We start from the raw sequence: 13,360 nt of genomic DNA, 5'->3' as shown, positions 1-13,360 counted from the left end.
CAGACAATCTCAGACAATCTCAGACAATCTCAGACAATCTCAGACAATCTCAGACAATCTCAGACAATCTCAGACAACTATGTGAAAGGCTTTTGAAAAAAATTTCTTCATCGAAAATTTTTACAAGGTATTTTTTTAGATTATATTCTGTTTTCCACCTAAAATGATGATTTTACCAGCTGAAACCAAAGAAAAATGCATGATCGCCTTGCATGCTTTGTTGACTTTCCCCAAAAGGACAAAGCCACCCCCACCGGTCTTTAAATAATGCCAATCGATAAACAACAATCTGTAAACAATCTGGCTTATTATCTAACGGATTTGGCTTGGCTTCCCTCATCAAATGCACCTTGGAATGCATCCCATGCATAAAATTTTAACCGCACCTCAAACAATAGTATTTTACGACACAACAGGATAAACTATTGTCTTACAGATTTTCTCGTATCACTCTCATTCTGTTTCAAGAAGTTGCCTGATAAGCACAAAATGCCATCTAAGAGAGTTCAATGCCTCACCATGTAACGCATCGCCAATCTGCTCTAGCCAACAAAGCGCCCATTTTGAAAGAATAAACGCTTTTTACATACACTCCCAAAAGAAGGAGAGAACCATTTTGCCTTTCCTCACTTTAAATAGACATATCCGTTGACCTCTTCCCACCACCTCAAAGGACGAAGATTTTAGCCCCTATCGGTTTGTAAACAATTCAACTACTCTGAAAGGATTCCGTCTGCTAATCATTTATATGATTCATTGGCATAAGGTTTAACCAAGCAAGCCCTCCACTGAATAGATGTCTCTTCAATACTTAAATGGATCAAGTATTGTATATCTTATTTTCCTTATATCACCAGCTTCAATAATAGTGTTTTAATGACGATGTTTTACGGCATAACAAGATAAAATTTTATCCATGGGCTTTTTGTCATCGCCCACCAGCACCTTAAACCCAGCGCTTTAAACCCAACGCTTTAATAATGTATCACGATACCACAAGAGAGAAGCATTTTGGATAAAGTCTTTATTCCTCAGCAAAAACTCTATGAATAAAGAAAGTTTTTTTGTTCTCTTTTACCCCTACCTTCAATAATCACTGTCTTGATCCTCTAAAGAACAATAGGCAAACTGACCGTTACACATCCAACAAAGGCAGCACAAAAAATAAAATAATAAAGAGAGTTGAGTTTTTTCTAAAGCGCCTCAAAACTTTCTGCACAATATATTCTATAAGACTTTTTCTCATAACAGATATTTTGCAATCATTTTTATCTTTCTCAAAGCTTTCATTCTCAGGCTTTGACAGCATAAATCACCGCCATATTGACAGGGCGTGTTTCATCACCCCCTGTTTTTTGCAACAAGACCTTATGTTCATGCTCTCCTGCAGCCTTCGTTAACCGATCTTTATTGTAGACTTGAGCCAGACTTCTATTATATTCACCGTGATTCATATCCCAAACTACCTTGTCAATCATTGGATAACTATGCTGGTGTTTGCCTGTTGAATCTGTTTTTCCTTCATGGGTATGAGATTTAAAAGACTCTTCTTGTCGACTTCCCAAGCGACGTCCTTTATCAATTGCTTTTCCACTATCGAGCCCCCGTAAAAACATTCCACGCAAATCGGGAACATTGAATGTTGTTCTCCCGTCTCCTTTTCCCCATGTTTCTCCCAGAACAGCAAAGAGATTGGCATAGCTCCTTCGCGAATATTCTTTACCATCACACAGTAACCATCCAGAGGGTATTTTTTCTGTAGCAAAAGTCCCGATAAATCCAGAAGAAAACGTTTCCGGTAAAGGAGGAAAGGGCGGAATTTCAGGAAGTTTTATAGTAGGATTGGTTAAAAACCAGCCATCAGCATTTTTTCCGGCAATATCACGCGTATAGACGATCTCATAAAGCCCCCCTTTTTGAATTTCTCCGCCCTTTAAAGGCATAATACCCTCTGGCGTTGCCATATAAGTTGGTCGTGGAAGTAATTGATTTAAAGAAACATTTGTTATTCCTCTGTTGGCGCCTTGTGCTTTGAAGCGCACAACAATGCCATCCATATAAGTCTCAAAAAAAGACTTTGTCGCCAAACGAAGTGATGTCCTCTCGTTCTTCACATCAACAGTAAACTGTGTTTCAATCCCACCCCCATTATCCAACAAATATTCTTTGATGCGTTGCATCATAGCGCGAGCACTATCATTAACTGTGCTTGGAGGTTGCCCTTCTGCCCAGTTTATACTCTCGTCGGCATAAGCATTTTCTGATGCGATAATTGACCAATCATAAATCGAACTCATAGAAGATACTCTTTATTCAAAAAGGGAAAACGAGCAAAAAATGAAGAAAAGAAAGCCGCAATTTTATTTTTAGATGCCGGTATTTTCTCCTCTTTCATTTTCTCCATTTTCAGTCCTATTTTGTCATAATCAACATGCAATAATTTTGTTTTTGCATTGACATAAACAGCTTCCGGCTTCACACGCAACACGTCTTGCGCCATAACGCCCTGATAACGTTGTGGATTTCCTTTATAATTAAAGGTATAAAGTGGATATCCCTTTTTCTGCCCCACAGGGATAATATTTTCTTTTGCCCTCACATCACAAAGCCCTAAAATTCCGCCGACCAATCCAAGCACTTGCTGCGCATCACGCAATGGATCTTTTGTCACAGAAGGCATTGTCGTGGATTTTCCGGAAGTCGTTCCGTAATTTCCAGCAGCCTGAGTCCCAACCTGTAACAAGCTTTGCAATCGGTTCCAATCTTGATTATCTTTTTCTGACCATTTTTGGCGTTCAGCATCTAAGATATTTTGACGATTTACATCTTGAATCATGCCTCCTTTCAAAGCATTGCTTTGCACGTTACTCTGCCCTTGATAATAGCTATTTGCCGCATTAACCTGATCATTCTGAGAGCGATCAATCATCTGGTTTGCATTCATCATATTGTTAATATCTTGATTATATTGCTGCGCTGCAGCATTTGTTGCCAAGGCGCCTAGCTCATCGGCCAGCACACCGGTGTGAGCCCCAGAGCCATAACGTCCTGCCCCAGACATTGATTGATTAATTGCATCGGAAGTTTTATTCAGAGCATTTTGCAATGCAGTATTAAATTTACTATTGCTTCCAATCCAGCTTCCCTTAGCCATACCGGAAAGATTTGTAGCGCTGTTGGTTGGTGCATTCAACCATTGCGTTACCGTTGGATTGTTATAGAGCCCTGCTGCTTGTTGTAAACCGGTCAGAGCATTTTTTGTCATATCGCTAAGACCAGCGACTCTGTCTCCCTGATAAACGTTTCCGCCAATTCCTTTATTATAAAGTCCAAGTGCATCAGCACTGGCTTGTTTTAAAATATCAGCCGCCCAAGCAGGTGGAGCATTTGTTTGTGTTGTTGTCTGCACTTGAGGTGTGGTTTTTCTACTCATGACTTGAGAACCTTTCTATATTGAATAAGATTACGAGAATATCCGTGATGAGCGAGCTTTTTCGCCCATCCAGTTCTTCCAAACATGTGCATTTCTTCAGCATTAATTGTTCGCGCCCATTTTTCGACTTCATCAATCAACTTGACCAATTTCAGCCCTCCCTCTCCAGCAAGATCAGAGAGAACGACGCATTTTTTTCCCGTATGGGCACTTTCAACTTTGGTGATTGCAAAAGCACTAAATTGGATTTTATTTTTTAAGACCAGCCACAATTGTGCTTGTCCTGTAGCGATTTCTTCAGCAATTTTTTCCAGACAAACATCATCAGGAAAGCGCCGAGCATATTTTCTCAATGCAGCATTGAGAGCCTCTTGATAGGGCGCTATTTTTTCCCATGGCCACTGCTCTGTCAAATGAGCAGAATATAAATCTTGACTCTCTTGCATCATAACTTTGGCTCTTTTAGCTTTATCACTCATCTCCCCTTAAAGAACATCCCCCTACGCATTTCTCATGTTCCATGCCCCCCGCACAATAAAAGAAAAAAAGCCCCATCATCTCTTTGTCACAACAAAAAGGAAACTTCTTCTTTATAAAAATAAGCCATTGTGCAGACTATTTTTCCTTTATCGCAGAAAAGCATGAAGCATGAAGCATGACGCACCACCTTGTTCCTTTGTTTATAAAGGCTTTGGTCTATGAGCATTTATTCTTTAATAATAGGGGCGTGATCCTATCACATGGTATTACAAAAGGGCATGCCTATCGCATGCCGGCCCGCGTCAATTCCACATCAAATCCGGTGACATGAGTCCAATTCACCCCTTCAGGAATGCGCAATTTAAAGCGATAAAACCGTGCCCTTGCGCGACAATGAATTTGTCCCGTATTATAAGAGGGCTGTTTTTCTGGCAACCAAACAGTTTCCTCTTCAAGAGATTGTCGAAAGCGCATTCCCACAGACAAATAAAACTTTCCACTATTGACTTGAGGCATAATATTTTTCACCCGTGTTATCATGCCATTTGTCTGCCCCATTTCTTGTGATGTCACCACACAAGCCATAGGAGAACCAGAAAACGAACCAAGTCTGCCCTGTTGATCAAATGCCCCCAGAATAGGCGATTCATTTTTCCAAACTTTACTATCGAGAGAAAAGGACAAATTATCAATATTCTCTGTTACAAAATCAAGACCTTCTAGGGTTGTTCCGGCTAAGAAAATAGGCAATATCATTTTGATATCGACGAGAGCTTTTGTCCATTTTTGCAATCCCCAATCATAAATGAGCAAGATACGTTTATGAAGATTCTCATCAGAATCAACCATCCAATAAACACGATTATACACCCCATCGATAGCCGCAGACATGGTATACAAATTATCCTGCCTTGATTTTGCGGTCATCGTTCGATCGACTTTTTCGAACCCAATGGGGATAATCTGTCCATCATTTGTTATTTGATAAAAACCGCCCTCATCGGCAAAGAATGCTAAATCACCGCGACAAACAATTGATTCAGCATTTTTTGCGCCTCTTTTATCGTGTATTTTTTGGAAACTAAAAATAATCTTAGAGCCAGGGATAAAAGAACCGGCATAGATTGCAGAACGCATAAAGATAATTGGATTTGTTGTCTCCGTTGCCCCTTGAACAAATCCGCCATCAGGAAAATCTTGATAATCGCAACTTTTTTTCCCCACGGTCCAAAATTCAGCATCATTTAATCCAGACCAATGAACCCGTCTTGGATGCTCGGTTAATTTCATCAAACAAACGAAATCTCCCCAGATTCGAACAATCCCTGCTTGTGGTGGATTTCCTCCTAAATTTCTAAATCTTTTATCATGATTAATATCAATCACTTGTGGTTTATCATTGGCATTCACCGCAATGATAAAATCACCAAACAAAGCAAAAGACCACGGAGCATCGATATTAGCCAGATAAGATTTTCCTTTTTGGCTAATATCTTTCCAGTTCATTGTTGTATTATCAAGCAAGAAGATTTTTTCTCTTGTCCCAACAATAATGGAAACCCCATTTTTTGTTTTAACCGCAAGAGCGCCTAAAATTGGCTCAGGACAAGGCTCTGATAAAGGTTCAAAACTTGGCATAGGGATATAGGAGCCATCAGCCGGTAGCACATTAACAAGTTCATCGGTAAAAATTCCATTGATATCCGCCACATCGGGTCGATAATCAGCGATTGGGAAAAAAGCCATCAAGACCCCCATAAAATCTTTGAAGAGCCTAGTGCCATTCAAAACACCGAGGCTTATTGATAAAAAACCACAAAAGCCCTTAAAACTCTAAAGGCATAAAATTCAACAAAATACACAACCTTAAGTTGACCAACGCATCGAAAAAAAGATACCATAAATAATGGCATACCCAGCGCCATCCACCAGCGCCCGACCAAAATCAACCGCCCGCAATCACCCCAACAACTGGGAAAAAGCCTTTAAACTCTCCATAAATCTTTGAAGAGCCTAGTACCATTCAAAACACCAAAGCTTACTGATTGAAACCACAAAAGCCCTTAAAACTCTAAAGGCATAAAATTCAACAAAATACACAACCTTAAGTTGACCAACGCATCGAAAAAAAGATACCATAAATAATGGCATACCCAGCGCCATCCACCAGCCCTTCACCATCAATCCCCAGCGCTCATCCAACCATAAGGGACAAACCAGCCATCAACGATTTGGAACAAAGCCTTTTAAAAACGCATTGGGCGAATCTTTGAAGAACCTTTTTGGCGCGATGTTTCAATACGCAAAGCTTGAAGCTGTTCTTGAAAATCTCTGAAAGAAACGGCGGCATATTCAGGATCTTTAAGAATATTTTTATAAAGTTCATATTTTGCCCGTGCTTTAATAAGATCAAAAGCATAAATCAACCAAGGATTATCATCCTCTTTTAGTTGTTCATCGGCAAAATGAACAGGAGCATAAGAAAGCTGTACAGTTTCCACATGTTCTGGTGTTGGAAAGAGTCCTATTTTTTGATCAAGGCACGTATAAAAGAATGGCGTTCCTAGCGCAGGATTCATACCATATTGTTGATGCAACACTTCCAAGGGCTTAAAGAACAACTTTGTTGGTGTTGCATTCTTTGTTGCTAAAAAGACGCCCTCCAAACTCTTTTCTGATTCAATAAAAACTCCCTCTTCTTGCCCATACCATGTTTTACCACTTTGTGTTTTAAACGTCCTTTCTCTTTTTTCATTAAAGAAAAAGGGTTCGCGTTCACACAAACGCAAAGCCGTAAAAATTGAATCTTGAATTTGCAGAGAATATTCCGCTGTTGTATCATCAATTTCATCTTGAATAAGGGCGACCATATAAGCAAAAGTTTTAGAATGGTCTGAATGTGTAAGGTTTAGATTTTGGGGATCAGTGGATAAAGTGGTCATAAGCCTGTCCTTGTTTCTGGAAGCATTTTAAATTTTTCCCCCAACAGATCCCTCTTGTTGGGGGAAGTGAGCAAACATTCGCTTTAAGCGGGTGCTCCATAAGTTGGGATGACGATAGTGCCAAAATCCTGAGCCCCTTGCGTACTTCCTGGCAAGGTAAAGCAAGTTTTTTTCATACCAATAATGGTTTTTGCCGCGACCCCGAATTCTCTTTCATAGTCGAAGAGTTCTTCCACCAATTTATAGCGTGTTGCTCCTCGATCTTTACCAAAAGCAATCACAGCACTCTGCGCACCAAGGAGAACAGCACGACGCACATTTGGTACAGCTTTATTTGCCGTCCCAGATTCGACCCCTTCGGTAATATGTTCAGCTTCGCGTAAAACCACACCATTATACATGCCCAAAGATCCATCATAGAGCGGATTTTTGATACGACTTCCACTATAGATTGCCTTGGTAATATCGAGCCATTGCCCCGCATCTGTGTTGGTTCGCAATTGTGTCACTTGGGTTGGATGAAGATAAAGCACATAGACATTTTCCCCATCGATCCGCACGGGTCTAATTTTAGGATTTGCCAATTTAGCCCGTTCAACAGCTTTATCAATGAGCTTAAGATCAAAAACATCGTTTGATTTTAAATCTTCATCTTTTGTTTTTCCATTAGGGCGCACGACGCGTTTATCGGTTGGTGCCGTTGGTGCATTAAACCCATAATGGACAGGTTTAAGATTAATCGTACGTCCCTCAAAGTTAATAGCTTTTGCAGTATATCCACACACTTGAATGAAGAACATCATACTCAGACGATCTGCATACCAATCAACCAAACCATTTTTTGCCTCAGTACGCAAATCATGGAGAATTCGTTGTTGATCAATCGTTCCCTCATTTTTGACACGCACAGCATGAACGAGTTCATTAATTGCCAAACGATCATTGAGAAACTGTAAAGCTTCTTCATTACCTTCCAATGTCTGCCCTTCGCTCACCCCATCGCCTAGCAACTGCACACGCAAATTAAAGCTAATAGCATCCCCACTTGCTTTCGTGGTTTCATCTTTTAATTGTACGATACTGTTTGAATCATTTCCAATCAGCGGTGCAATCGGAAGTGCTTTTGAGACTTCTTGGTTTAGTAATTTAGACCATGTGCGCACTGCCATTGGGTCATTAAGTCCGATATAAGTTACAGTCATTTTGTCCTCTAAAAGTTTTATTGACATAAAAAACCCGGCAAAGCGCCGGTTGTTAAAACACCACATTTCATTTCAAATGGTGAATAGGTTGTTCGTGAGTTTTATCTAATTTCTGTTAGCGTCTGCCTCCCCCTTATAAGAGCTCTCCTCACCACATCCGTGCTTTGAGAAATCCCCCGTATTCCCTGCGCTAAAAGCCTCTCCACGTTCCCACAAAAAACACTTGCCACATTCTTGTTTTTTAAAATTCTCTTCCCCCCATTAAGCGATTAAAAGAAGCTTTATTTTTAGGATCAGAAACCCAAGCGCTAAACTCTGCTTCTGACATTTTATCAAGCATCTCCAAAGAAATCGGCCCATTTGGCGTCAAGCCGTTATAAGCAGCAAGTGTACGTGCAGAATTGTGTCTTTCCTGTAAATTTTCATCCATGTTATTGGGAACATTTGTGTAGCCAATTTTTTGTGCAATAGAGTAAATTACTTCAGCCGGATTTTGATTTTTTTGCGCACAATCGCGCAAGATCTGTTTCAACTCATCACCAATCAACGCATCAATATTTTTGGGATCTGCCATCTCAGGATAAAGAGAAGCACAAGCTGCCAACTGTTTAGCCCGCGTTTCATAAATAAAATCAGCGGCTTGATCAAAATCATGATGCTTTTGTTTAACACTTGCAACAGACTGCTGAAAAAACGCATGCAACTGTTCTGCTTCGCGAGCCAGAGAAGGTTGTTGTTTTTCATTAACAAGTCCTTGTTTTTGGAGTGTTTTTCCCAACCATTGCATATAGCCCATAAAGTCTTTTTGCGGATCTGGCGGACCATCTTCTCCCCCTTGAACTTCTTTTCCAGCCTTTTGCGAAGAGTCCTGTTTTTGATGCATTTGCCCTTGGAAATTATCTTCAAGAGTTTTTTCTTCTCTTCCAATTTCACCGTCTTCTCCCTCTTGTGTTGAGAGTAGATAATCCTGTTTCAATTGGTTTTGTTCTGCTGGCGTTAAGTGTTCTTGATCCATGACATTAGCCTTCTCTTTTTTAAAACAATAAAATCAAATTTTTCAGATAAAACAGCCCCATAAGCATTTGTCCCCTTAATGCTTACCCATCATCACTTAGGCTCCAGCATTCTCCTCACATGGCTCCCCCACCATGACAGCAAAACACCTCCCACCATATCCCCGCCGTGACAGCAAGACTCTATTAAAGATGTTTCCCAACACCAACACTACGGCTCAACACAACAGCTCTTCTTAGATAAAGAGAGGCGACATTGCACGACATAAGCAACATGGGTAAACTATGGACATTGTTTAGATAAGCAACTTCTGATAGATGAAATTCATCCAAGAGAGCGCATCATAAAGCATCCTATTGTTGAGCCTTTACTGTCTGCAACATCTGCATTATCTGCTCTGTTCCCATATTACCCCCCATCTGCGCTGAGGCATTTTGCTCTTCTTGAAAAGAGTTTTGCGCCTTTATCGCAATTTTATGAATAAGTGAAGCCGGTAAAGGCGAATAGCGTAAGAGATCGAGCATAATTTCAGGCGTTGCAAAATTTTGCATCAAAGGAAGCAATTGCATGATCAGTGCAAAAGTACGCTCTTTTTCATTAAGACTTGTTGGCGCATCATCCACGACAATATCATATTCCAAACTTGTCACCATTTCGCGTGTCAGCGGCACATACTGGGCATTTTCATCACCAGCAATACGAACCAGCCGCCCATCGGACAGATAATTTTGAATAAGATAGAGAATAATTTTTCCCTGTCGTTGCCGATATCGACGCAACCCATCAAAAAAGGAAGCCAAAAGATTAAGTGACGATTGTCGCCGTTGTTGCTCAAGAACGCCAGGCTGATTGACAGCTCTTGTCCCAATAAATTCAGAAGACAACCCCGTCACCTGTTCAAGTGCGCTCTTTGCTTCATTAAACAATTGGAAAAACCCTTGCGGAAATTGTGCCACGGGTTTAGGCTGAATTCTTCCCCCAGACACAGCACCACTTTTCAACCAAGTAATACTATCAGCTCTAGCCCAACTCTCGACGGCTTGTCGATCATCATCAAAAGCATCGCGCTCTGCCATAATTCCGCCTTTTGATTGGCTATTGAGCAAATGCATCACTTGACTAAAATATTTGTTTGCCCACCGTTGTGGATCTTTTGTAGGGCGCACAAGTCCGTAAAAGTGCCGGCTTAACTTATCAAAAGTACCGGTAATACACTCCCATCCCAATTGATTGGGTGGAACCAAGGGCTTATCAGGCGCTTCAAGCAGCTTTCTGCCTAAAAATGCCCTTTTGACAATTTTTCTGTTCAACCTTGTTGCTTGAACATGAGGAAAGGTTTTACTTAAATTTTGGAAATCTTGCTCTGAATAATCGACAAACTTTCCACTTTGAGGCTCGAGAACTTTATAAATCACCTCGCGTTCAAACCAACGACATTCTACCAATGTCACCATTTTAGGACGTTGATAGGTCCCTCCCTCTTCCCACTCTCCCTGATATCCCCTCTCGGACTGATAACTTTGTGTCATCCCATTGCTGGTTGGGTGTAAAAAACTCTGATGTTTAACCCAATCAGCATTAAGATCACTCCAATGAACATTGGGAAACATTTCTTCAGCCACAGCAAGGGGTTTTTCATCAATATACCACAAGCGTTGTGCATCAATAAGATTAGGCTTAACAGCACTTGCATCCCACACCATTTTCATAGGGTCGAGCCGCGCAATGATTGGTTTTCCTTGTGGATCTTCTTCATAATCAAGGCGTGTATCTGTCCACCCCATTCCGCAAATAATTGCATCTTGAAAGGCATCGGAATCTTCGTATTCCCCATCGGCTTCATCACGAAACCACTCAGCCGCCCCTGTCAAAATCTGGTTTGCAAAGGCTGCTCCTTCTTGTCGTGGAATAAATTGAACTTGCCTTTTATTATTGCGCTCAGCCCCAATCACGGCATTAATTAAAGGCGCAATACGGTTAAAAGTCATAACCGGTCTGTTTTGTTCGTGCAAGACAGCCAAGTCTTGCTCATTCCATTGCCGTCCATTATAAAAATCGTAATCTTCTTGGGCATTTTTTCGCCATTTTTCGACATGGGCAATATCATCCTGATACCACCCCACGAGTTTTTTAAAAAGTGCTTGATTTTCAAGCGTTTCGATTTGATTAAAAGTAGAATCTGTAGAAATATTCATTAAAAAGCCATCCATGACGTTTGAGAATGGTGAAACGAGCGATAGGTATTTTTTCGCGCTCTAGCATTTGGCTGTTCATAAGCCACACACATCAGTCCAAAGGCATCGGCCCCATGGCTAGCCCAATCATGTTCAGCGCCTAGTCCGATATTGCGCTGTTCGTCGCGCTTTTCATGATACCAAGCAAGCGCTTTTCTACCCGCACATGTCGTTTCACGATTAAACCATAGTGCAGGAAACAATCGCCTTACGGCTTCGATACGCATTTTCACAGCGCCTGTTCCTTGATTAGGGATCACTTTAGTTTGAAAACCGGCTTGTTGAAGTGCACTTTCAAAACTCACATTATAAACACGATCTTTTGTTGCGCCATCATGAGGCAAAACCATGAGAGCCTTTTCATATCCCCTTTGAAAGACCCAGCCCACATGCTCTGAGAGAGGCTGTCCTTGGGCTTCATAATAATCGAGCACTCGAATTTCCCGTCCAACAAATTGCGCAACCCACAATGCGGTAGCATCAGCCTTTGCTCCTGTTCCCCCGATATCCCAAAAGATTTTGACCTGCATCAAAGGATCACGTGGAACGGTGGTAATCCGCCCTTCCATTTCGGCTTCGAGAAGACATTTCTGATAATAAGCCCCTTGGACAGCTTGAAGATATTCGCCTTCCCAAATATGGTTATACTGCTCTGGTCTTTGCTGCAAATCGTCCATTCGATCACGATTGAGTTTTTCAGGAAATTGCGGATTATCACGCCAATTAATTTCTGCCCCTTTGATATGAGGATTATCGACATTTCGGAAACGTTTTTCCACGGGTGCATTTTCATGGCACGGATTCCATGTGACCCATAATTCTGCATTCCAATCTTTTCCTTCTTCGCGCAAAGTTGGAATAAGTGTTTGCCAAGCAGTCTCAGTGACCGGCTCCGCTTCATCGACCCAACAAAGGAAAACGCGCCCCATTGATTTAATACTTGCGATATTGCGATCAAGCCCAGCAAACACATAGACAATCCGTCCATCTTTTGACTTAATATATTTATCGCCGATTTCATAATAGTCTTGTAAAAAAGGGTAAGATTCGATAGCGCGTTTAATTTCTTCCAAAGAACTTTCATTGAGAGAATTTTGAAATTGCCTTGCACAAAGAATAATCCCGCGTTCTCCAGCCATTCCATGGCGATATCCCACAACAGCCGACATCAAAGCAAAAGAACGTGTTTTTCCAGAACCCCGTCCTCCCCAAGCGGCTCGCACATCTGCTTTTCCAGTAAAAACAGGAATAAGCTTTGGAATAAGAGCCACTTGAGCCGTTTTCTGCTCCATTTTTTGAGAAATTTTCTGAACAATTTTCATTATAAATTTTCATACTTTAGCAATAATTGCGCTTCACCCTTTTGCTTATCCCAAGTTTAATTCTCCCAGAACAATTGAAAGAAAAGAGCAATTAAAGGAAAAGAGCAATTAAAGGAAAAGAGCAATTGAACGCAAAACGCCCTTCTCAAAAGCAGCGCTTTACCTTCCTTCATCCTAATACTCAATGAATTTCACTTTTTTGCATGAAGCCCCCCCCTTCAACCCCTTTGAACCCCTTTGACCACTTTGGACCCCGCATATACACGATATGCGCCCCCAAGGGTCCTTAAATCACAAGGGTCCCTATTCCCCCCCCCAAACCGCCCCTCAAACACCGCGCCTGTCATCCCCCAACCACAAGCACAGCATCCCCCCACCAAATCATAGCCTCAGCACATGGCTCTCAAGCATATCCAAAGCCCAACATCCTCCAATATCATGCCTCTCAAGCTTCCCCAATCCTCACACTTGTCTATCCCCGATACCCCCACCAAAACACATGCATCCCGCAAGCATAATACTTCTCTCAAGTTTCACGCCCTTCACCCATCAAAACACTGTCCCATATCCACCACACAAACATCCTGCACCAAATCTCCTCCAACACATGGCTCTCAGGCATCATTCACCCAAGCCAAGTATCACGAGCGCCTACAAGCAAGATAGCCTCCGCTTCAATCCCCTCAAGACAAGCAATCACCAAAGCAGCCCCCCTTGCAAGACATCACCCCGC

Annotated in this window: 10 protein-coding genes; all 10 read right to left on the bottom strand. The window is 41.5% G+C overall.

All coding sequences use genetic code 11. The features are described 5' to 3' along the window. Window positions 1-172: 172 nt before the first annotated feature. The gene (locus ACFIKH_RS06460; protein WP_375671240.1) at window positions 173-340 is read right to left on the bottom strand and encodes a hypothetical protein; all 168 of its coding nucleotides are present in this window, start codon (window positions 338-340) and stop codon (window positions 173-175) included. Window positions 341-1,292: 952 nt separating this feature from the next. Continuing rightward, a complete protein-coding gene (locus ACFIKH_RS06455) occupies window positions 1,293-2,297 on the bottom strand; it encodes a phage tail protein (protein WP_375651936.1) in 1,005 nt (334 codons plus the stop codon). Further along, window positions 2,294-3,433: a tail fiber domain-containing protein gene (locus tag ACFIKH_RS06450; RefSeq protein WP_375626323.1), complete on the bottom strand. Its 1,140-nt coding sequence runs from the start codon at window positions 3,431-3,433 to the stop codon at window positions 2,294-2,296. Before ACFIKH_RS06450 ends, ACFIKH_RS06455 begins: the two co-directional genes overlap by 4 nt. Then, window positions 3,430-3,912, bottom strand: coding sequence for a hypothetical protein (locus ACFIKH_RS06445; protein ID WP_375625391.1), 483 nt, complete (start codon window positions 3,910-3,912; stop codon window positions 3,430-3,432). The genes ACFIKH_RS06450 and ACFIKH_RS06445 overlap by 4 nt, the downstream gene beginning before the upstream one ends. A 283-nt stretch (window positions 3,913-4,195) precedes the next feature. Then, complete coding sequence (locus ACFIKH_RS06440) at window positions 4,196-5,659, bottom strand: hypothetical protein (RefSeq protein WP_375653682.1); 1,464 nt, start codon at window positions 5,657-5,659, stop codon at window positions 4,196-4,198. Between the two features lie 500 nt (window positions 5,660-6,159). Beyond that, entirely contained in the window at window positions 6,160-6,855 is a 696-nt protein-coding gene (locus ACFIKH_RS06435; protein ID WP_375625389.1) for a hypothetical protein, read from the bottom strand. An 83-nt stretch (window positions 6,856-6,938) separates the two neighbouring features. Next, complete coding sequence (locus ACFIKH_RS06430) at window positions 6,939-8,057, bottom strand: N4-gp56 family major capsid protein (RefSeq protein ID WP_375625388.1); 1,119 nt, start codon at window positions 8,055-8,057, stop codon at window positions 6,939-6,941. A gap of 241 nt (window positions 8,058-8,298) precedes the next feature. Then, a complete protein-coding gene (locus ACFIKH_RS06425; RefSeq protein WP_375671238.1) occupies window positions 8,299-9,072 on the bottom strand; it encodes a hypothetical protein in 774 nt (257 codons plus the stop codon). 352 nt (window positions 9,073-9,424) lie between these two features. Further along, window positions 9,425-11,266: a portal protein gene (locus tag ACFIKH_RS06420; RefSeq protein ID WP_375648313.1), complete on the bottom strand. Its 1,842-nt coding sequence runs from the start codon at window positions 11,264-11,266 to the stop codon at window positions 9,425-9,427. After that, window positions 11,266-12,627 (bottom strand): PBSX family phage terminase large subunit, encoded by a 1,362-nt coding sequence (locus tag ACFIKH_RS06415; protein WP_375648314.1) that lies wholly within the window; start codon window positions 12,625-12,627, stop codon window positions 11,266-11,268. Before ACFIKH_RS06415 ends, ACFIKH_RS06420 begins: the two co-directional genes overlap by 1 nt. Window positions 12,628-13,360: the final 733 nt, after the last annotated feature.

The sequence above is a fragment of the Bartonella sp. SD1336NMGDW genome (assembly GCF_042193565.1).
GTDB classification, from domain to species: Bacteria; Pseudomonadota; Alphaproteobacteria; order Rhizobiales; family Rhizobiaceae; genus Bartonella; species Bartonella grahamii.
This window is presented reverse-complemented; position numbering and strand designations above follow the sequence as displayed.